Annotated in this window: 20 protein-coding genes; 8 read left to right on the forward strand and 12 right to left on the reverse strand. The window is 68.2% G+C overall.

The window, feature by feature from the left end; all coding sequences use genetic code 11:
* Positions 1-16 precede the first annotated feature (16 nt).
* Genes OG474_RS09240 through OG474_RS09250 form a run of 3 tightly spaced genes read left to right on the forward strand, consistent with a single transcriptional unit; the run spans position 17 to position 2,324 of the window.
* Entirely contained in the window at positions 17-409 is a 393-nt protein-coding gene (locus OG474_RS09240; protein ID WP_405061815.1) for a GntR family transcriptional regulator, read from the forward strand.
* Complete coding sequence (locus OG474_RS09245) at positions 406-1,284, forward strand: ABC transporter ATP-binding protein (protein ID WP_405061816.1); 879 nt, start codon at positions 406-408, stop codon at positions 1,282-1,284. Before OG474_RS09240 ends, OG474_RS09245 begins: the two co-directional genes overlap by 4 nt.
* Complete coding sequence (locus OG474_RS09250; protein WP_405061817.1) at positions 1,281-2,324, forward strand: ABC transporter permease subunit; 1,044 nt, start codon at positions 1,281-1,283, stop codon at positions 2,322-2,324. Before OG474_RS09245 ends, OG474_RS09250 begins: the two co-directional genes overlap by 4 nt.
* On the opposite strand, the gene OG474_RS09255 is transcribed toward OG474_RS09250, so the two are convergent.
* From OG474_RS09255 to OG474_RS09275, 5 genes are all read right to left on the reverse strand, one after another.
* On the reverse strand, positions 2,321-3,154 hold the full coding sequence (locus tag OG474_RS09255; protein ID WP_405061818.1) for a ketose-bisphosphate aldolase: 834 nt from the start codon (positions 3,152-3,154) through the stop codon (positions 2,321-2,323). The genes OG474_RS09250 and OG474_RS09255 overlap by 4 nt on opposite strands.
* Before the next feature lie 11 nt (positions 3,155-3,165).
* Entirely contained in the window at positions 3,166-4,104 is a 939-nt protein-coding gene (locus OG474_RS09260; RefSeq protein WP_405061819.1) for a 1-phosphofructokinase family hexose kinase, read from the reverse strand.
* The gene (gene nagA, locus OG474_RS09265) at positions 4,092-5,222 is read right to left on the reverse strand and encodes an N-acetylglucosamine-6-phosphate deacetylase (RefSeq protein ID WP_405061820.1); all 1,131 of its coding nucleotides are present in this window, start codon (positions 5,220-5,222) and stop codon (positions 4,092-4,094) included. Before nagA ends, OG474_RS09260 begins: the two co-directional genes overlap by 13 nt.
* Complete coding sequence (locus OG474_RS09270) at positions 5,219-6,154, reverse strand: ROK family protein (protein ID WP_405061821.1); 936 nt, start codon at positions 6,152-6,154, stop codon at positions 5,219-5,221. Before OG474_RS09270 ends, nagA begins: the two co-directional genes overlap by 4 nt.
* A gap of 142 nt (positions 6,155-6,296) precedes the next feature.
* The gene (locus OG474_RS09275; RefSeq protein ID WP_405061822.1) at positions 6,297-6,923 is read right to left on the reverse strand and encodes a TetR family transcriptional regulator; all 627 of its coding nucleotides are present in this window, start codon (positions 6,921-6,923) and stop codon (positions 6,297-6,299) included.
* An 830-nt stretch (positions 6,924-7,753) separates the two neighbouring features.
* On the opposite strand from OG474_RS09275, the gene OG474_RS09280 reads away from it, so the two are divergent.
* The gene (locus tag OG474_RS09280; RefSeq protein WP_405061823.1) at positions 7,754-8,476 is read left to right on the forward strand and encodes a hypothetical protein; all 723 of its coding nucleotides are present in this window, start codon (positions 7,754-7,756) and stop codon (positions 8,474-8,476) included.
* Between the two features lie 52 nt (positions 8,477-8,528).
* On the opposite strand, the gene OG474_RS09285 is transcribed toward OG474_RS09280, so the two are convergent.
* The 4 genes from OG474_RS09285 to OG474_RS09300 all read right to left on the reverse strand — a co-directional run bounded on the left by OG474_RS09285 (position 8,529) and on the right by OG474_RS09300 (position 11,557).
* Positions 8,529-9,143, reverse strand: coding sequence for a CGNR zinc finger domain-containing protein (locus OG474_RS09285; protein WP_405061824.1), 615 nt, complete (start codon positions 9,141-9,143; stop codon positions 8,529-8,531).
* 4 nt (positions 9,144-9,147) lie between these two features.
* Positions 9,148-10,101 (reverse strand): SPFH domain-containing protein, encoded by a 954-nt coding sequence (locus OG474_RS09290; RefSeq protein WP_405061825.1) that lies wholly within the window; start codon positions 10,099-10,101, stop codon positions 9,148-9,150.
* Positions 10,101-10,394: a hypothetical protein gene (locus OG474_RS09295; protein WP_405061826.1), complete on the reverse strand. Its 294-nt coding sequence runs from the start codon at positions 10,392-10,394 to the stop codon at positions 10,101-10,103. The genes OG474_RS09290 and OG474_RS09295 overlap by 1 nt, the downstream gene beginning before the upstream one ends.
* 458 nt (positions 10,395-10,852) lie before the next feature.
* On the reverse strand, positions 10,853-11,557 hold the full coding sequence (locus tag OG474_RS09300; protein WP_405061827.1) for a TetR/AcrR family transcriptional regulator: 705 nt from the start codon (positions 11,555-11,557) through the stop codon (positions 10,853-10,855).
* 103 nt (positions 11,558-11,660) lie between these two features.
* Here OG474_RS09300 and OG474_RS09305 point away from each other — a divergent pair, with 103 nt between their 5' ends.
* Positions 11,661-13,850 carry an MMPL family transporter gene (locus OG474_RS09305; protein ID WP_405061828.1) on the forward strand — a complete coding sequence of 730 codons (2,190 nt, stop codon included), beginning with the start codon at positions 11,661-11,663 and terminating at the stop codon, positions 13,848-13,850.
* Here OG474_RS09305 and pdxH read toward each other — a convergent pair.
* The gene (gene pdxH / locus OG474_RS09310) at positions 13,799-14,440 is read right to left on the reverse strand and encodes a pyridoxamine 5'-phosphate oxidase (RefSeq protein WP_405061829.1); all 642 of its coding nucleotides are present in this window, start codon (positions 14,438-14,440) and stop codon (positions 13,799-13,801) included. The genes OG474_RS09305 and pdxH overlap by 52 nt on opposite strands.
* 76 nt (positions 14,441-14,516) lie before the next feature.
* Positions 14,517-15,548, reverse strand: coding sequence for a hypothetical protein (locus OG474_RS09315; RefSeq protein WP_405061830.1), 1,032 nt, complete (start codon positions 15,546-15,548; stop codon positions 14,517-14,519).
* A gap of 96 nt (positions 15,549-15,644) precedes the next feature.
* On the opposite strand from OG474_RS09315, the gene OG474_RS09320 reads away from it, so the two are divergent.
* Complete coding sequence (locus tag OG474_RS09320) at positions 15,645-16,757, forward strand: citrate synthase 2 (RefSeq protein WP_405061831.1); 1,113 nt, start codon at positions 15,645-15,647, stop codon at positions 16,755-16,757.
* Here OG474_RS09320 and OG474_RS09325 read toward each other — a convergent pair.
* A complete protein-coding gene (locus tag OG474_RS09325; protein ID WP_405061832.1) occupies positions 16,754-17,512 on the reverse strand; it encodes a helix-turn-helix domain-containing protein in 759 nt (252 codons plus the stop codon). The genes OG474_RS09320 and OG474_RS09325 overlap by 4 nt on opposite strands.
* Positions 17,513-17,575: 63 nt before the next feature.
* Between OG474_RS09325 and OG474_RS09330 the strand changes: the two genes are divergently transcribed.
* The gene (locus OG474_RS09330) at positions 17,576-18,412 is read left to right on the forward strand and encodes a phytanoyl-CoA dioxygenase family protein (RefSeq protein ID WP_405061833.1); all 837 of its coding nucleotides are present in this window, start codon (positions 17,576-17,578) and stop codon (positions 18,410-18,412) included.
* A 110-nt stretch (positions 18,413-18,522) separates the two neighbouring features.
* Entirely contained in the window at positions 18,523-19,650 is a 1,128-nt protein-coding gene (serC, locus tag OG474_RS09335) for a phosphoserine transaminase (RefSeq protein WP_405064560.1), read from the forward strand.
* Positions 19,651-19,689 lie beyond the last annotated feature (39 nt).

Consider the following 19,689-nt stretch of genomic DNA (forward strand, 5'->3'; position numbering starts at 1 on the left):
CTGAATGGGGTTGGAGATGATCGAGTTCCATCTGGACGGCCGGTCGGGGGTGTCGCCGTACCAGCAGATCGTGCAGCAGGTACGCAACGCGCTCCGGCTCGACCTGCTGCGGGAAGGGGACCAGCTGCCGACGGTGAAGGACGTCGTCGCGGCGCTGGCGATCAACCCGAACACGGTGCTCAAGGCGTACCGCGAGCTTGAGCACGAGGGTCTCGTGCAGGCCCGGCCCGGCCGCGGGACGTTCGTGACCAAGACGCTCACCGACAACACGCTCGCCGCCCACGGTCCGCTGCGTCAGGACCTGCGGCGCTGGCTCGCCAAGGCCCGCAAGGCCGGTCTGGACGAGGAGAGCATCGAGGCGTTGTTCCTCACCACCTTTCGGTCCGCCGCTGTCCAGGACATAGCGTGACGGCCGCGCTGCAGGCCCACGGACTGGGCAAGCGGTACGGACGACGCTGGGCGTTGGCGGACTGCGATCTGGAGGTCCCGGCCGGTCACGTGGTCGGGCTGGTCGGACCGAACGGCGCAGGTAAGAGCACGTTGCTCAACCTGTCGGTCGGCATGCTGACACCGACCGCCGGATCGGTGGAGGTGCTGGGGGCGCCGGCAGGAACGCAGCAGGCGAAGGTGGGGTATGTCGCTCAAGACACACCGACCTACAGCCGCCTCAGCGTCGACGACCATCTCAAGCTCGGCGCCCGGCTCAACCCGACGTGGGACCCTGAGCTCGCCCAGCGACGGATCCAGCGGCTCAGGCTGGATCCGAAGCAGCGGGCCGGCAGGTTGTCCGGCGGACAGCGCGCGCAACTGGCGCTCACGCTCGGGCTCGCCAAGCGGCCGGAGCTGTTGATCCTCGACGAACCGGTCGCGGCGCTCGATCCGCTGGCACGGCGCGAGTTCCTGCAGGACCTGATGGAGGCGGTGGCCGAGCAGGAGCTCAGCGTCGTGCTCTCGTCGCATCTCGTCTCCGACGTCGAGCGGTCCTGCGACTACCTGGTCGTGCTGGTCGATTCGCGGGTCCAGGTCAGTGGCGAGATCGACACCCTGCTGGCAACGCACTACCGGCTCACCGGCCCCCGCCGTACGGCGAAGGAACTGCCGCGCGACCAGTACGTGCTGAGCGAGAGTCACACGGATCGCCAGTCCACGTTCCTGGTTCGCACCGAACAGCCGATCCTCGATCCGGCCTGGTCGGTCACCCAGCTCACGCTCGAGGACCTGGTGCTGGCCTACATGGGCCGTGAGCTCCAGCCGGAGCGTCCCGTTCTGGAGGTGCAGCGATGATCTGGCTGACCTGGCGGCAGTTCCGCGTCCAGTTCCTCGTGGTCGCCGCGGTACTGCTCGCGGCCGCCGCCGCGCTCGCGGCGACCGGCCCCAGCCTGCTCGACGACTACCACCACCTGGCCGGCGACTTCATCAAGAACCTCGGCTACCAGCGGTTCGATCCCCTGCTGTACCGCGTCGGCCAGGTCCTGCTGTACGCCGTACCTCCGGTGATCGGAGCGTTCTGGGGTGCACCGCTGATCGCGCGCGAACTCGAGGCGGGGACGCATCGACTGGCCTGGAGCCAGAGCATCTCGCGGTCCCGCTGGCTCGCGACCAAGCTCGCGGTCACCGGACTGAGCGCGGTCGCGATCACCGGGCTGCTCAGCCTGGCGGTGACGTGGTGGTCGGACCCGATCGACGATGCGATCAACGCCGGCCAGAGCTCGAACACCTTCCTGGCAAGGATGTTCCCGGTGACGTTCTCCGCCCGGGGCCTGGTCCCGATCGGGTACGCCGCGTTCGCGTTCGCGCTCGGAGTCGCGGTCGGCCTGGTGGTTCGCCGTACCCTCGTCGCCCTCGCCGTCACGCTCGCCGTGGTGATCCTGGTGCAGGTCGTGACACCGTCGCTGATCCGGCCGCACCTGATGGCGCCGACCGAGCTGAACGTGGTCGCGACGCAGGAGAACGTGCGCGGGTTCATGCTGACCGATGTTCAAGGCGGTGATCCGAAGGTCAAGGCACTGGAGGTCGCCAGCGCATCGATCGGCGCCTGGAAGATGCACGACCAGACCGTCGACAAGAACGGCACCGCGGTCAGCACCCTGCCGGACTGGGCGCTCAAGTGCGGCCCGGAGATCCCGCGCGGGGCGCCCAACACCGACGCTGACCGAGCCGCCTGTTTCCAGCGGCTGGCCGACGAGGGCTACCACCAGGAAGTCAGGTACCTGGCCGCCGACAAGTTCTGGGCCTTGCAGTGGCGTGAGTTCGGGCTGTTCCTGCTGCTCGCGTTCGGCCTCGTCGGCTTCAGCTTCTGGCGGATCCGGAAGGATCTGTCCTAGGCCTTCAGCAGGCCCAGGAGGCGGGTGACCTCGGCGGCGACCGCGTCCCGGGCGGGACCCAGGTACTTACGGGTGTCGACCAGGGACGGGTTGTCGGTGAGGGTCTGCCGGACCGAGGCGGTGAAGACGTTGTTGAGGTGGGTGGCGATGTTGACCTTGGTCATGCCTGCCTCGACGGCGCGGGTGAGGTCGGGGTCGGCGACGCCGGAGGAGCCGTGCAGGACGAGCGGTACGGCGACTGCTGCGTGCAGCTCGGTGATGAGGGCGAAGTCGAGGGAGGCGGTTCGCTCCGTCATCGCGTGTGAGGAGCCGACGGCGACCGCGAGGGCGTCGACGCCGGTGGCTTCGGCGAAGGCGACTGCTTCGTCGGGGCGGGTGCGGGCGCCGGGGGCGTGGACGCCGTCCTTGCCGCCGACCTCACCGATCTCGGCCTCCACGAACACCCCGTGGTCGTGGCAGAACTTCGTCACCTCGGTGGTGGCGGCGACATTGTCGGGGTACTCGAGTTTCGACGCGTCGTACATCACCGAGGTGAAGCCGAGCTGGACCGCTTCGGTGACCAGGTCGCGGTCCATCGCGTGGTCGAGGTGGACGACCACCGGGACGGTCGCGGCGGCCGCTGCGGCCAAGGTGGCAACGCCGATCGGCTTGAGCGCGCCGTGGTACTTGACCGCGTTCTCGCTGATCTGCAGCACGACCGGCGTGCCGGCCTGCTCGGCACCGGCGATCAGCGCGGTGGCGTGCTCCAGCTGGATGACGTTGAACGCGCCAACCCCGCGACCCGCCTTGGCAGCGGCCAGCACAACCTCGGCTCCGGAAACCAACGGCATGAGTTCTCCCCTTATTTTACGGTGACCTGAGGCTGCCAGCGTCGGTACGCAGCCAGGTCGATGTCTCCGGCAACCGGTGTCAGCACGGCAGCGGCAGAAGCGGCAACAGCGGACTTCAGTACGACGGACCAGTCGGGGTCGGGCGATTCCGCGACAGCGGCCGCGACGACCGCCGTACAGGCGTCACCGGCGCCGGTCGGATTCCCGCTGACCTGCTCGACCGGGAGCGCGCGCCAAACGCCTTTGTTGCTGGCAGCAACCATGCCGCGCGGACCGTCGGTGATGACCGCGGCGGTTGCGCCGAGGGCAACGAGCTGCCGGGCACCGTCCTCGACCTCGACGTCACCGACCGCTTCACGCAGCTCCGCAGCATTCGAGCGAACCACAGCGCCGGCCTTCGCGGCCGCGAGCAGCGCATCGCCACCAGCGTCGATCACAGTCAGTACGTCGTGATGGCGCGCGCGGACTGCGATCTCGGCGTAGGCGTCGGCGGGAAGGCCGGGCGGGATACTGCCCGAACATGCCAGCACACCAAGGCGTCCCCACGGCATGCGCTCACCGAAGGCGCGCCATTCGTCCGCGGAGATCGTCGGGCCGGCCTCGTTGAAGATCGTCGCGTCACCGTCGACACCGTTGACGATGGCAACAGTTCGCCGGGTCTCCCCCGCGATCGGGGTCAGCAGCGCGGTCAAGCCGGCATCGAACAGCTCGGCCGCGACCAGTTCTCCGGTGACACCACCGACGAAGCCGAGCACGAGCGTCTGATGCCCAAGCGTCGCGGCGACTCGGGCGACGTTTACACCCTTGCCACCGGCGCGCTCTTGCACCCGGCCGACCCGATGACTACCGCCGACGACCAACTCAGCAACGTCGTACGTGACATCGAGCGCCAGATTGAGAGTGACCGTGCCAACCAAATTCGAAGCCCGCCCCACCGCTAGTCCAGCCATGCGCCGGCCCGCATCACCTTCTGGACGGTGTACTCGTCATCAAGCAGGACCAGGTCGGCACGACGACCCGTCTCGATCGCACCGACGTCGTACCAGCCGAAGGCCTGAGCGGGCGTGGTCGAGGCCATCCGCGATGCGTCGACGAGCGAGGTGCCGGCCTTGACTGCGTTGCGGAAGGCAACATCCATGGTCAGCGTGCTGCCCGCGATCGAGTGTGGGGGCTTGGCAAGCGTGGCCAGCCCGTCCTTGACGTCGACCTCGAGGTTGCCGATCTTGTAGTGGCCGTTGCCCATCCCGGTCGCCTCCATCGCGTCGGTGATGAGCGCGATCCGGTGCACGCCGGCCGCGGCCAGCGCGACTCGCACGACCTGCGGATCCAGGTGCATGCCGTCGTTGATCACCTCGAGCAGCAACCGCTCGTCATTGATCGCCGCGCCCACCGGGCCAGGGTCGCGGTGGTGGAACGGCCGCATCCCGTTGAAGAGGTGCGTCGCCACCGTGGCGCCCGCATCCGCACCGGCGATCATCTGCTCGTACGTCGCGTCCGTGTGACCGAGCGCGGCCACCGCACCGGCGTCCACCACCTGACGGATCGCGTCGAGACCGTGCTCCAACTCGGGCGCGATCGTCACCATCCGCACCGCGTCACTGAGAACCTTGGCGACGTCGTCCGCCACCGGGTCGCGCAGCAGCGTCGGGTCGTGCGCACCGCACCGGGCCTGGGACAGGAACGGTCCCTCCAGGTGCACGCCGTTGATGATGCCGTCGGTGATCAGGTCAGCCAGGCAGGCGGTCTGGGACGCGAGCAGATCCAGCGGCCCGGTGACCAAGCTGGCCATGGTGGTCGTCGTACCGTGTTTGGCGTGGAAGGCCGCGACCTTGCGCGCCTCCTCCGGATCGGTCGTCGAGTACGACGAACCGCCGCCGCCGTGGGTGTGGATGTCGACGAACCCCGGAACCACGGTCACGTCGCCGAGATCCTCGGGCCGTTTGCCGTCGGCCGGCATCCCCTCGGACCGGCGGCCGTAGGCCAGGATGTCGGAGTCGACGACCTGGATCCAGGCGCTCTCCAGGACATCGTCAGGGGTGACGAGGCGGCCTACCCGATAGGTCGTCATGACTGCTCCTCGATTCGGTCCCAGGCGTAGAGCGCGGCGCCGAGGCAGCCGGCTTCCTCTCCCAGCACGGCGGCCACGATCTCCGGCTCGCGCTGAAACGTCAGGCGTGCGTGTACTCCGTCGCGCAACGGCTGCAGCAGCGTCTCGCCGGCGCCGACGAGGCCGCCGCCGATCGCGATCCGGGTCGGCGCGACCAGGGTGGTGTAGAGGACGAGTGCGTCGACCAGGACGGTCAGCGCGTCGCGCCAGACCTCCGCGGCGATCTCGTCACCGGCAGCGAGCAGCTCCAGCACCTCGCGGGAGCCATCCACGATCCGACCGGAGCGAGCGGCGTACCGGCGGGCCAGCGCAGCTGCGGAGGCGACCGTCTCGAGGCAGCCCCACTGGCCGCAGGCGCACAGCTCGGCCGTGTCGCCCTGGATGAAACGGGTGTGGCCGAGTTCACCGGCGTACCCGTCGCCACTGACCAGCCGGCCGTCGACGACCATTGCGGCGGCGATCCCGGTGCCGAGCGGCAGGAAGAGCGAGTTGGTCGTCCCGGCCAGCGCGCCCTGGCGGAGCTCGGCGTACCCGCCGGCCCGGACGTCATGAGCGAGCACGATCGGTACGTCGTTGCCGACCGCGGCGATCAGCTCCGCGCGGACCGGCGTACCAGACCAGGCCAGGTTCTCGGCCACGACGGTGCCCGTCTCGGCATCGATGATGCCGGGCACCACCACACCGATCGCACGCACCCGGTGACCGTCCGCAGCCGCCTTCTGGCCGAGCTCCACGACGGTCTCCAGCAGCGCGTCGAGCACGGCACGACCCCCGGCGGCCCGGGGAGTCGGCCTGGTCTCCCGGTGCAGCACGGCACCGTCGGCGGCGACCAGGCCGCACTTCATCCGGGTTCCACCGAGATCGACGGCAACCACGACTTCACTGGGGTCCACGGAGCGCCATTATGCAGCGTTACCCAGTAGTCCGAACATCCATGAGCATTCTTCGGACAAACCACTACCGAGCGTGGTCAACACATCTCGCAACGTCCGAAGACTCGCCGACCATGTACTGCGAGTCTTCGGACGCTAGGAGTCAGGCGCGGAGGCCGCGGTCGAACGCCGCGACCAGGAACGCGATGAGGTTCTCGGCGAGCTTGCCGGGTTCCTCGAGTTCGGCTCCGCCGGGCGCCGGTGTGAGCGCTTGCGACTGGTGCAGCGCCAGCAGTCCGAGCATGTTCACGTACCCGAAGGCGACCGCCTCCGGCGCCGAGTGCGGCAACGCCACCCGCAACGCCGCCAGGTACCGCGCCTCGATCGGATCCGACTCCGCGACGTACAGCTCGCGGATGCGCTGGCTCGGATCGAACGCGATCCGTCCGATGAACCGCGCGACCACCGCACCCCGCTCCCCCCGGCGCAGGACCAGATCCAGACCGGGCTCGACGAAGGCCCGGATCAGCTGCTCGGCCGACGGCGGTCCGCCGGCCTCCAACTGGTCGAGCCGCCGCCTGCGTTCGGTGTTGACGGGCGCCATCGCGCGCGCCACCGCCGCGCGCAGCAACGCCTCCTTGGAGCCGAAGTGATAGTTGACCGCCGCGATGTTCGCCGCGGCCGCGACCGTGATCGCGCGCAGCGAGGTTCCTTCGTATCCCCCTTCGCCGAATCGCTGTTCGGCGACGTTGAGCAATCGTTCCCGGGTCGATTCGACCGGTGTCTCCACAGAGTTCTCCTTCCCCCCAGCCACCACTCGCGCAGGCACCCCACCTGCTCACGGGCCGTAGCCTGCAGTCAGCATAGTTCAAACGGTCGTTTGAATCAGAGGCCTCAGCACCTTCTTTTCCGAGAAATCCTCAGATCTCTCTGAAATCCGTTTCCTTCCCACCACTCACACCGCTCACACCTCTCGCATCCATCGGACTACGGAGTCTCCGAAGTCCGCTTGAAATACCCGTTGGCCTCCCCCAATCCACATCCCCCTCCGCCGGCCCCTCCACCAGCCCCCACTTTGAGAACCCACCAACCACTTTCGCGGTCCCCCGATGGTCGGTGGCGACCCAAAGACGCCGTACCCGCCCAAAGACGCGGTTCGCGCCCAAGGGTGGGTCGGCGGCTCTTTGGGCACCTGGGGCAACTTTGAGAAGCCACCGACCACTTTTCGGGGCGCGGGATGGTTGATGGGCTCCCAAAGATGCGGTTCGCGCCCAAAGACGCCGCCCGCGCCCAAGGGTGGGTCGGCGTGTCTTTGGGCACCTGGGGCAACTTTGAGAAGCCACCGACCACTTTTCGGGGCCCGGGACGGTTGATGGGCTCCCAAAGATGCGGTTCGCGCCCAAAGACGCCGCCCGCGCCCAAAGGTGGGTCGGCGTGTCTTTGGGCACCTGGGGCAACTTTGAGAAGCCACCAACCACTTTTCGGGGCCCGGGACGGTTGGCGGGCTCCCAAAGACGCGGTTCGCGCCCAAGGGTGGGTTGGCCCACCTTTGGGGGGATTCGGGGCGAGGGGGCGCGAGGGTGGGTTGGGTGGGTGGCGGTGGGGTTAGGGTCGGGGGTCATGACTGTGGTGCGGGTTGAGCGGCGGTTCCAGGGGCCGGATCGGTCGGGGAACGGCGGGTACGTCGCGGGATTGGTCGGTACGGCGTTGGCTGCGGAGCTGGGCGAGGGCTTGGTGCCGAAGGTGACGTTGCGGGTGCCTCCTCCGATGGAGAGGGATCTCGAGCTCGTGGCGACCGGCGCCGGTGCACAACTGCTGGACGGTACGACGGTGGTGGCTGACGCGGTTCCGGTCGAGAGCGATTTCCTGGCCGAGGCGACCGTCGAACCGGTTCCGGCTGACGAGGCGCGGGCGGCGGAGGCGGCGTACAAGGGGTTGAGCCGGCATCCGTTCCCGTCATGCTTTGCCTGCGGTCCGGAGAACGCGAGCGGCCTGCAACTGAAGCCGGGGCCGCTCGGCGATGGCCGGGTGGCTTGCACGTGGCAGCCGAGTGCCGACCTGGCGACCAACGGGCTGGTGGACGCGGTCTTCCTGTGGGCGGCGCTGGACTGCCCGGGCGGCTGGTCGATCGACATGGAGGGCCGGCCGTCGGTACTCGGCCAGCTGACCGCCTGTATCGACGCGCGGCCTCAGGTGGGCGAGGAGTGCGTCGCGCTCGGACAGCTCATCGGCATGGACGGCCGGAAGACGTTCACGGCCAGCACGCTCTACGACTCCGACGGACGAGTGCTCGCGCGCGCCCGGCACACCTGGATCAGCGTGGACCCAGCCCTGTTCAACTAGCGCCGTTCAACTAGCGCCGTTCAACTAGCGCCGTTCAACTAGCGCTGTTCAACTAACGCGTTCGGGCTGCGTGGGCGCGGACCTTGGCGCGGTTGCCGCAGGTCGCCATCGAGCACCAGCGGCGGCGGCCGCGGGCGTCCAGGAAGAGCCAGCCGCAGCCGGGGCACGTCCGCACGTGAGCCCGCTCCGGACTGGTGAGCAGCTCGGCGGCGAGCAGGGCCAACTGGTCGAGCGGCCGGGCGAGGTCCTCCGGCAGCTCCCAGGTCGCAGCATCACCCTCGGTCCGGACGAACTGCCGCCGCCCCGACGCGCGCTCGATCACCCGGGCGACCGCCTCGAACGGTCCGTCGGTCTCGTCCGGCCGCCCGGTCAGTACGTCGTACAGGTCGATTCTGAAGTCGAGTGTCGTGGTGAGCCGGCGGGCCGCCTCGGTCGGGCGGCCACCGGCCTGCTCGATCAGCCGGAAGACCGCCGCCGGTGACAGCAGGCCGACCGACGAGTTCCAGATCAGGAAGGCCTCGTACGACGTCAGCCACTCGGTCCGGGCCGGGCCACGGGTGGTCCAGTCGGACCGGGTGTTGACGAAGTCGAGAACCGGATGCGCGCCGACCGGCTTGGGCAGGACGACACCCTGCACAAGCTCCAAGTGCGACGGCAGCGCGCTCATCGGATCAGTTGCCGGCCGGGGGAAGGGTTGCCGCACCCGGCGGGATGGCGACGTTGGTGCCCTGCGGGATGACCATGAACTGGATCTTGCCCGATTCGATCGCGGTCTTCAGCAGGTAGCCCTGAGCGCCCAGCATCGCGACCTGCTGCTTGACCGACTGCAGCTCGACGTTCACGCGCTGGTTGGTCTGCTCCTGGGTGGCCTTGGCCAGCTCGGCGCGCTGCTTGGCCTCGAGGCCGTCGATGATGCCCTTGTCCAGCGGGGTCGGCTTCTGCACCGTGAACGACAGCTCGCCGCAGTTGTTGGTGCCGTTGTACGCCGGGCCGCAGAAGTAGTCGCCACCCACCGCGGCCGGCAGCAGCCGGGTGAACTCCTTGGACGCGGCGGTCTGGAACTCGGCCTTCTTCGCCTCGTTGTTGTACAGCTCGGCCCAGTTGTAGTTGGTCGCGACCGCGGACAGCGCCCGGTCGATCTGCGGCCGGAAGTAGGACTGGAGCATGTCGTTCCAGCCGCGCTCGGTGTAGGCGTCGGTCTTCAGACCGATCCGCTCGTGGAAGGACGCGAGCACGTTCTTGTCCCGGTTCAGCGTGAAGTACACCTGCACGCGGACGCCGAGGCGGACGTTGTCCTTGCTGACCACGGTGACCTCGTCGGCGCTGTCGGTGTCCGCGCCGGCGCCGCCGATGATGTAGGAACGCTGGTCGATCGGGTAGTCGTAGACGGTGTCGCCGGGGCCGATCATCTTGTTGGTCGAGCCGGGCGGGATGACCGACTTGAACTTCTTGTCCTCGATCACGCCGCCGCCGTAGTGCAGGCCGATCCGGTTCGCGTCGGTGCTCGCGAAGTTGAAGACGTTGAACAGCACGATGAGCAGCAGTACGACGACGATGCCGCCGCCGATCACCTTCGCCTTCACGCTGCCACCTGACTTCACCGTGGTGGTCCCAACCTTTGCCATCAGTCTTCGAGCTCCTTGCGTTCCACCAGTCGCCGGACATCGGCGAGGGTCAGGTCGGCGGTCACCGCGACATCACGCGGCACCGACGGATGCGAGCTGAGCGTACGCAAACCCTGCTCCGCAGCCGCGACCGCCCGCTCAAGGGACCTGACCTCGTGCAGCAACGCCCGATGCTCGGCGTTCACCTCGGCCAGGGCCCGCTCTGCCTGGGCGGCCCGGCGGTACGACGCCCAGGCGAACCAGCCGGTTCCGACCAGCAGCAGGATGACGGGGAGACCGAGTCTGAAGACCATGCCGCAGATTGTCGTTCATCTAGAGGGGATCTGGGGAGCCCGCGCCGTAGCGAGCATGTGCTCGGTGCGGTAGCTCGGCGTGCTGGGGCGAAGGCCTCGATGTTTTTCCATCGTGGCCTTTGGCCCAGTGCGGCGAGGTGCCGTGCCGAGTGCAGCGCAGTAGGCGCGGGGGCCCCAGATCCCCTCTTAGGGCGAAAAGCAGTTGAACCGGCTTCGCGGGCGACGTAGATTTTCGGTACACGCGAAGGGAGGTGGTCCTAAGAATGATTTCTTACCGGACTCGTGAGGTGGCGGCGGGCTGACCGCCAACCACTAGCTTTTGGGCAAGTGGTCGGCCAATCCAACGCCGCCACCGGACCCGTGGGTAGCCAGGTAGTCCGTCTGGCCCTGGACTTCTGTCAACCGGCAGGAGCCTGGAAGCGCCCGCGGGTCTTTTTTTTTGGACCCAGCACAGCTATTTACTCTGGGGTCGGGCAGTCGAGGCCCATGGCCAGGCCGATCTCGTAGAGCTGGGCCTCGAAGTAAGCCGCTGCGTCGGGCAGCACCCAGTGCAGCTGGCCGAAGACCTCCATGCAGATCAGGCCGTAGAGCCGGGTCCAGTAGGTCAGGCCCAGGTAGATCGCGCCGGGCGGCATCCCCCGGAAGTGCTCTGACTCCGCGGTGAGCTGCGCGGTCAGCACGGTGCCGAGCTGGTCGTCGGGCGGGTACGGGAACGGCTTCTCGTGCCAGATCGCCGCCACCAACTCCTTGAACAGCGCCCCGAACCGCATCGCGGCCCGATGACCCGACGTGTCGTTGTGGTCGGGAGCATCAGGACTCGGAACCGTCGTACCGAAGAGCAGGGCGAACTCGGCCGGATGTGCCAGCGCCCAGTCCCGCAGTCCGTTGGCCAGCAGGTAGAGCTGCGCGCCGAGGTCCCCTTCCCCCTCACAGCCGAGCTCCATCAGCGCGGATGTGAGTTCGTCGTACAGGTCGGCGACCAGCTCGGTGAGGAGCGCTTCGTGGCTCGGGAAGTAGCGGTACAGCGCGGGGGCGGTGAGGTTCACCTCGCGGGCCACGGCCCGCAGGCCGATCGCCGCGACGCCACCACTGATCAGCAGCCGGCGCGCGGCCGCCTTGATCTCGGCCAGCGTCGCCGCCCGCGCCTCGTCACGCCGGTTCATCACCACACTCCTTGACAGCGTCGATCCTTGAGTGAACACTGTTAACAGTTAACGCTGTTCACTCAATCTTTCCGCCTGACTTTACGCCCCTCGGGAGAGTTTCGTGTTCGAGACGCTCGGCCACTTCAGCTATCGGCGCCGCCGCCTGGTGCTCGCCCTGACCGCGATCTTCGTCGCCCTCGGGGTGGCCTGGGGCACCGGCGTCTTCGGCTCCCTCGCGAACGGCGGCTTCGACGCCCCGGACACCGAGGCCGCCCACGCCGTCGCCACCATCGAGCAGAACGTCGGCCGCACCGGCACCGACGTGATCGTGCTCTACCGCAGTACCGATCGGACGGTCGCCGATCCGGGCTTCCGGTCCGCCGTGGAGCAGGATCTCGCCGAGCTGCCGCCGACCGACGTGCTGCAGGCGACGACGTACTGGGGAAGCAAGTCCCCGGTGCTCGTGTCGAAGGACCAGCACAGCACGTACGCCGTACTGACGCTGGCCGGCGCGACTCCGGAGGAGCGGCTTGAGACCTTCCACCGGATCGCCGATCAGGTTCGCAGCGGGCCGGCCGGGCTGGACACCAAGGTGGGCGGCGAGGTCGCGGTCTTCGACGAGGTGAACTCGCAGACCGAGAAGGACATCGTGAAGGCCGAGACGATCTCGATGCCGATCGTGCTGGTGCTGCTGGTCGTGGTGTTCGGTGGTCTGGTCGCGGCGTCGCTGCCGTTGTTCGTTGGTGCGCTGGCGATTCTCGGGGCGTTCGTGCTGCTGCGCGCGTTGTCGGCGTTCACCGATGTGTCGATCTTCTCGATCAACATCGTCACGATGATCGGGCTCGGGCTGGCGATCGACTACGCGTTGTTCATCGTCACCCGGTTCCGCGAGGAGCTTGCCAAGGGCAATGAGGTCGAGGCGGCACTGACCACGACGATGGCTACGGCCGGGCGGACTGTTGCCTTCTCGGGCGTGACTGTCGGGGTGGCGATCAGTAGCTTGGCCTTGTTCCCGGTGATGTTCCTGCGTTCGATGGCGTACGGCGGCGTCGCGGCTGTCGTGGTGGCAATGGTTGCCGCGCTGACCGCATTGCCTGCCCTGCTTGCCGTCCTCGGGCATCGGGTGAACCGCCTGCAGGTGCCGTTCCTGCGGCGGCGTCCGGCGGCCGACCACCACGGGGCCTGGTATCGGTTGGCACACAGCGTGATGCGGCGGCCGGTGCGTTACGTGCTGGTTCTCGTACCGCTGCTGCTCGTGCTCGGAATCCCTTTCCTGCAAGCACAGTTGGGTGGAGTTGACCACCGAGCGCTGCCGTCGGGTGCGACCTCCCGGACTGTGACCGAGACCCTGCAACGCGACTTCGCTGGGGCCGGCGGGTCGGAGGTGTTCGTCGCGGTTCGCCTCGACGAGGCTGACCCTGCCCCGGTGTTGCAGCCGTACGTGGCGAAGCTCAAGCAGATCCCCGAGGTCGACGACGTACGGATCGGTGGTTTCAAGAACGGTGTGGCCGAGGTGGTCGTGCACACGCATTACACCGGCCAGGAGCTGCCCGCGCGGGACGTTGTCCACGCCGTACGGGCTGTGGCACCGCCTGCTGGGACAACCACCGAGGTCGGTGGTGAGACGGCCGCGCTGATCGATCTGCTGGACGTGCTGGCGGAGCGAGCGCCGTACATGGGTGGGTTTGTTGTCCTGATCACCTTCCTGCTGCTGTTCCTTGCCTTCGGCTCCTTTGTGTTGCCGCTCAAGGCGTTGCTGATGAACGTGCTGTCGTTGTCGGCGGCGTTCGGGGCGATGGTGTGGATCTTCCAGGACGGGCATCTGTCCGGGTTCCTCGACTTCACGCCGGCCGGGTTCCTGGACGCGACCAATCCGGTGCTGCTGTTCGCGGTGCTGTTCGGGTTGTCGATGGACTACGAGGTGTTCCTGCTGAGCCGGATCCGCGAGGAGTACGACCGGACCGGCGACAACACCCAGGCGGTCGCGCTCGGGCTGCAGCGGACCGGCGGGATCATCACCAGCGCTGCGCTACTACTGGTGATCGTGGTCGCGGCGTTCTCGACCTCGGGCATCGTGTTCGTGAAGATGATCGGGGTCGGGCTGGTGATCGCGATCGCCCTCGACGCGACCATCGTCCGGGCGCTGCTGGTTCCGGCGACGATGCGGCTGCTCGGCAGGGCGAACTGGTGGGCTCCGGCGCCGCTGGTCCGGTGGTGGGAGAAGCACGGCATCCGGGAGTCTTCGGGAGAGCCGCCTGCTCAGGGCTGGAGCCGGACCAGCTCCCACGAGGAGGAGTTGGTACGGCGGTAGGCCAGGCGGTCGTGCAGGCGACCGACCCGACCCTGCCAGAACTCGATCACCTGCGGCTCGATCCGATAGCCACCCCAGAAGTACGGCGTCGCGATCTCCGTGCCCTCGGGCCATTGCCGCTCGTACGACGCGTACTGCAGATCCAGCTCGTCACGGGAATCGACGGGCTGGCTCTGCTGCGAGGCCCAGGCACCGAGCTGGGACTCCCGCGGGCGGGCAGCGAAGTAGGCATCGACCTCGTCGGTGGGCAGCTTGCTGGCAGTGCCCTCGATCCGGACCTGGCGCTGCATCGGGTGCCACGGGAAGACGAGGGCACAGTGCGGGTTGGCGGCCAGGTCGTCGGCCTTGCGGGACTGCTGGTTGGTGTAGAAGACGAAGCCGCGCTCGTCCAGGCCCTTCAGCAGGACGGTGCGTGCTGACGGGCGGCCGTCGGCGTCGGCGGTCGCCAGCACCATCGCGTTCGGCTCGGTGATCCCAGCCTCGGTCGCCTGGGCCAACCAGGTGCCGAACTGCACGATCGGATCCGCCTCCAGCTGATCCTCGAGCAACTCACCCAACCCGTACGTCTGCCGCATCTCGCTCAGATCCACAGGTCCGAGGTTACTGGGCGCCCTCCAGGCGGACCTGCGCCACTCATCAACCTCGTCTGCCGCATCGAGTCCACGCTCAGCGACTACTGGATTCACGGCCCGCAGCGGAGTTAGTGAGTGGGGGCGGTCCGCTCCTCCGGCGGATGCGTTCGATCAGGTAGAAGTAGTCGAGCATCTTGGCGTCTTCGATCCCCCCGCGGACCGCGTCGCGCAAGACGTGCTCGATCTGGGTGGCCACGGCCCCTCGGGAAGCCTCGGACGGGCCGGTCGCCGGGACCAGCGCCGTCTCCAGGTGTCTGCCGAACACCAGCAGTTTCGCGGACAACGTCAGGGCGTCCGTCTTCGGCAGGTCAGCCGGGTAGTAGTAGCCGTAGGCAACATGGCTCCACGGGTCGTGCGGCAAGCCTTCAGTACGCCGATGCCGGGCGAGTGCTCGGTCGATGAGCCCAGTCGGTTCCGCGAGCGACTCGGGCTGCGGGCCGACGGGGCGCACGTCTTCGGTGGGCTCTTCGATCGCGTCGGACAGCCACAGGGAGCTCGGCTCGATGCGGCTGGTGGTCTGGCGACGCAGCTTGCCGTCAGCCACGATGTGGGTCGCTCCGGCAACGGCCAGCACGCCCTCGTACGGCGTACTGTCGCCCATGAACCAGCCGCACGTCGCAGCGAACGCCCAGCCCCGCGGTGACGCTACGGCCCCGACACCGGCGAAGAGGAGTGCAGCGACTGGGCGGTTGCTCCACACCCAGCCGTCCGGCAAGCGCACCTGGAACAGCCGGCCCAGACCGGCCGAGTCGGTGAACAGCTCCAGCCGGTCGCCGTCCAGCACAGCCATGGTGAGCGGCGGGGCCAATTCGGTGAAGGCCTCCGGCGTACGACGTGCTGTCTCGACCAGCTCGTGGTCGACAGGTGCATGCAGACTGGCGACCCTTACTGTCCCCTGCTGCTGCCAGTGCGCGCTGGGGCCCCACAGGTGCAGGCCGTTCGTGCTGCCGTCATGACCCGCCAGTTTGGCGGCATCGGCGTAGTAGGCCTGCACCCGAGCTGCGCCCTCCGCAGCACGCGCCGCGGAGTCGGGCCGGTGAAAGGCGTAGGCGACGAGTATTTCCACGTTTTCCACGATGCGATTCCGGCCACGAAAGTTATCCGTGAGTAGCTTCGTCGATCTATGCTGCCTGGGCGCCAAACATGAGGACGAGGGAGTGGTATGTCAGATCCGAAGACCGAGGTGCAGCACGGGCTGGAAGGCGTGATCGCGTTCGACACGCAGATCGCCGAGCCGGACAAGGAGGGGTCGGCGCTGCGCTACCGCGGCGTGGACATCGAGGACCTGGTCGGCCGGGTGCCGTTCGAGAACGTCTGGGGCCTTCTGGTCGACGGAGCGTTCACGCCGGGTCTGCCGCCGGCCGAGCCGTTCCCGCTGCCGGTGCACACCGGTGACGTGCGGGTCGACGTCCAGTCCGCTCTGGCCATGCTCGCCCCCGCCTGGGGACTGCGCCCGCTGTACGACATCGACGACGTACAGGCTCGTGAGGACCTGTCACGTGCCGCGGTGATGGCGCTGTCCTACGTGGCGCAGGCCGCGCGCGGCACCGGGCAGCCGATGGTTCCGCAGCGTGAGGTGGACAAGGCCAAGACCATCACCGAGCGGTTCATGATCCGCTGGCGTGGTGAGCCCGATCCCAAGCATGTGAAGGCAGTCGACGCCTACTGGACGTCCGCAGCCGAGCACGGTATGAACGCCTCTACGTTCACCGCCCGGGTGATCGCTTCGACCGGCGCCGACGTCGCGGCTGCCCTGTCCGGTGCTGTGGGTGCCATGTCCGGCCCACTCCATGGTGGCGCACCGGCCCGGGTGCTGACGATGATCGAGGGTGTCGAGCGCAGTGGCGACGCCCGTTCGTATGTGAAGGGTCTACTGGACGCCGGCGAGCGGCTGATGGGCTTCGGCCACCGCGTGTACCGGGCCGAGGACCCGCGGGCGCGCGTGCTGCGTCGTACGGCGCGTGAGCTGGACGCACCGCGGTACGAGGTGGCCGAGGCGCTGGAGAAGGCCGCACTGGCCGAGCTGCGCGAGCGGCGGCCGGACCGGGTGCTGGAGACCAACGTCGAGTTCTGGGCAGCCATCGTGCTGGACTTCGCGGAGGTTCCGCCGCCGATGTTCACGTCGATGTTCACCTGTGCCCGGACGGCTGGTTGGAGCGCGCACGTGCTGGAGCAGAAGCGCACCGGGCGACTGATCCGCCCGTCGGCGATCTACTCCGGCCCGGGAACGCGTTCGGCCGACTCCATCGAGGGCTGGGACACGTCCTGGGCCTAGCGCTCCTGGCTGGGAGTGCGGCCGGTGCGTTGTTTGTACTGGCGGCTGAAGTAAGGAACGTCTGTGTAGCCGAGAGCGGTAGCGGTCTGTGTGACCGTCATGCCGCTCTCGGTCAGCAGTTGGTGTGCGCGGTCGATGCGGGCCTGGATCAGGTACTGCGCCGGTGACCGCCCGAACTGCTGGACGAAGCGTCTCGTGAACTGCGCCCGAGACAGTGCTGCCCGGTCGGCCATCTCGGCCACGGACCAGTCCCGGCCTGGGTCCTGACGGAGTTGCCGCGCCACCTCGTCAACCGCTGTGTCAGTCACCTGGCGGTTGGGGTGCTGCACGGCGTCCCAGACCAGTGCGATCAGTTGCTCGAGGCACAGCTCGGCCTGACGCCGTCCGACCGCATCACCACGCCGGTACGCCGAGTCGCTCGTCCGCGCGAGCACATTCAGCAGCTCGCGGTCCATCACCTCGCCCCAGCGCGGTTCCGGGGCGACGCCGTACTGGCTGGTGGCGAAGTGCATGCCGAAGACGAGGAGCCGTCGGTGCGGGTCGTGGGTAGCCCGGGGCGCGTCGCCTGGCTGGAAGACCGCGCACACGCCGGGGCTGAGGTCCTGATGCCGGCCGTCGAGCTCCAGGCGACCGCGGCCGTCCAAGACACACCACAGCAGGTGGTCCGTCTGCTTGGGCGACACCCAGGACCAGTTGGGCTCGCAACGCCAGAAGGTCGGCGGAGACAGCCGGGTCAGCGGTAGTGGCTGCAACAAAAGTCCAACTCCTCGCGTGGATCTTCCGTGGCCTAGCTCCATTGTGGACCGGAGACTTGAAGAATGGTGAGCGAATCGTGCAAGCAGGAGTTCGAGCGGGACGGTTACACGCTGGTGCGCGGGCTGTTCAGCGCTGACGAGGCGGAGCGGCTGCGGGAGCACTACATGGTGCTGCGTCATCGAGGGTCGTATGACAACGACGAGTCCGGAGTGCGGTCGGGCGACCGCGATCCGCTGCGGCGGTACCCGCGGATGGCGCAGATGCACCGGTGGGACGACGAGTCGCTGCAGTGGCTCATCGACCCGCGCATCGACCAGGTGATGACCGTGCTGCTGGACAGGTCGCCGTACGCGGTGCAGACGATGATCTACTTCAAGCCGCCGGGTTCACGCGGGCAGGCGCTGCACCAGGACAACTTCTACCTGAAGGCCGAGCCGGGGACCTGTGTGGCGGCCTGGATGGCACTCGACCGGGTCGACCCGGCGAACGGCTGCCTCGAGGTGGTGCCGGGCAGCCATCGCTGGCCGATCCTGTGCACCGAGAAGGCGGACACCACGGTCAGCTTCACCGATGTCACCGTGCCGCTTCCGACGCAGGAGGCCGCCGTACCGATCTCTATGGAGGCTGGTGACGTGTTGTTCTTCCATGGCGCGCTGGTGCATGGGAGTGCACCGAACGTGACGACGGACCGGTTCCGGCGGGCGCTGATCGGTCACTACATCCAGGGTGAGGCCGAGAAGGTGGCGTCCTACTACCACCCGGCGCTGCGGATGGACGGGACTCCGCTGCCGCTGGACGTCGCCGAGGGCGGTGGCGCGTGTGGCGAGTGGACGGACACTCCGTCCGGCCCAGTGGCGGTGCTGACCGGTACGCAGGTGATCGAGCGCAAACACGAGTGAATTTGAGACCCACGGGAGCGGGCCGCTGGTGGCCCAAGATGACACTGTGGGAGGATGTTCACGCTGACAGCGTCGTCGGCGCAGAACTTGCCAGACGACGAAGGGAACCGCTGGTGACCAGCGACATCATTCTTCCTGCTGAGCTCAAGCCCGCCGACGGCCGCTTCGGGGCCGGACCGTCCAAGGTCCGTCCGGAAGCCGTGGCCGCGCTCGCGACCGAGGGCGCCAAGCTGCTCGGCACCTCGCACCGCCAGGCCCCGGTGAAGAACCTGGTGGCCCGCATGCAGCAGGGCGTGTCCGACCTGTTCCAGCTGCCGGACGGGTACCAGGTGGTGCTCGGCAACGGTGGCTCGACCGCGTTCTGGGACATCGCGACGTTCGGGCTGATCCGCGAGCGGAGCCAGCACCTGAGCTTCGGTGAGTTCTCCTCGAAGTTCGCCAAGGCCGCGCAGCTCGCCCCGCACCTCGGCGACCCGACCGTGGTGAAGTCCGACCCGGGCACCCGCCCGATCGCCGTGGCCGAGGCCGGTATCGACCTGTACGCGTGGCCGCACAACGAGACCTCCACCGGCGTGATGGCCCCGATCAAGCGGGTCGCGGGCGCCGACGCCGACGCACTGGTCGCGATCGACGCCACCTCCGGCGCCGGCGGCCTGCCCGTCGACATCGCCGAGACCGACGCCTACTACTTCGCCCCGCAGAAGTGCTTCGCCTCGGACGGCGGCCTGTGGATCGCCATCCTGTCCCCCGCCGCGCTGGCCCGGGTCGAGGAGATCACCGCCTCCGGCCGCTGGATCCCGGCGTTCCTGGACCTCGCCACCGCGGTCGACAACTCGAGCAAGAACCAGACCTACAACACGCCGTCGCTGGCCACGCTGTTCCTGATGGCCGAGCAGACCGACTGGATCAACAGCCAGGGCGGCCTGGAGTGGAGCGTCGGCCGCACGACCGACTCGAGCAACCGGCTCTACACCTGGGCCGAGAAGTCGGACTACGCGACGCCGTACGTCACCGACCCCGACGCCCGCTCGCTGGTGATCGGCACCATCGACCTCGACGACTCCATCGACGCCGCCGCGGTCGCCAAGACCCTGCGCGCCAACGGCATCGTCGACACCGAGCCCTACCGCAAGCTCGGCCGCAACCAGCTCCGCGTCGCCATGTTCCCTGCGGTCGACCCGGACGACGTCGAGAAGCTCACCCAGTCGATCGACTACATCGTCGACAAACTGCGCTGAAGTTGCCGGGGACAACCGCCTTTGTCGGCGGTTGTCCCT

Origin of the sequence: Kribbella sp. NBC_01505 (genome assembly GCF_045040285.1) — a bacterium.
Classification (GTDB): domain Bacteria; phylum Actinomycetota; class Actinomycetes; order Propionibacteriales; family Kribbellaceae; genus Kribbella.

Coding starts and splice junctions, on each gene's coding strand:
- OG474_RS09240 (WP_405061815.1), top strand. CDS start 17: ATGATCGAGTTCCATCTGGACGGCCGGTCGGGGGTGTCGCCGTACCAG.
- OG474_RS09250 (WP_405061817.1), top strand. CDS start 1,281: ATGATCTGGCTGACCTGGCGGCAGTTCCGCGTCCAGTTCCTCGTGGTC.
- OG474_RS09255 (WP_405061818.1), bottom strand. CDS start 3,154: ATGCCGTTGGTTTCCGGAGCCGAGGTTGTGCTGGCCGCTGCCAAGGCG.
- OG474_RS09260 (WP_405061819.1), bottom strand. CDS start 4,104: ATGGCTGGACTAGCGGTGGGGCGGGCTTCGAATTTGGTTGGCACGGTC.
- nagA (WP_405061820.1), bottom strand. CDS start 5,222: ATGACGACCTATCGGGTAGGCCGCCTCGTCACCCCTGACGATGTCCTG.
- OG474_RS09280 (WP_405061823.1), top strand. CDS start 7,754: ATGACTGTGGTGCGGGTTGAGCGGCGGTTCCAGGGGCCGGATCGGTCG.
- OG474_RS09285 (WP_405061824.1), bottom strand. CDS start 9,143: ATGAGCGCGCTGCCGTCGCACTTGGAGCTTGTGCAGGGTGTCGTCCTG.
- OG474_RS09290 (WP_405061825.1), bottom strand. CDS start 10,101: ATGGCAAAGGTTGGGACCACCACGGTGAAGTCAGGTGGCAGCGTGAAG.
- OG474_RS09295 (WP_405061826.1), bottom strand. CDS start 10,394: ATGGTCTTCAGACTCGGTCTCCCCGTCATCCTGCTGCTGGTCGGAACC.
- OG474_RS09300 (WP_405061827.1), bottom strand. CDS start 11,557: ATGAACCGGCGTGACGAGGCGCGGGCGGCGACGCTGGCCGAGATCAAG.
- OG474_RS09320 (WP_405061831.1), top strand. CDS start 15,645: ATGTCAGATCCGAAGACCGAGGTGCAGCACGGGCTGGAAGGCGTGATC.
- OG474_RS09330 (WP_405061833.1), top strand. CDS start 17,576: ATGGTGAGCGAATCGTGCAAGCAGGAGTTCGAGCGGGACGGTTACACG.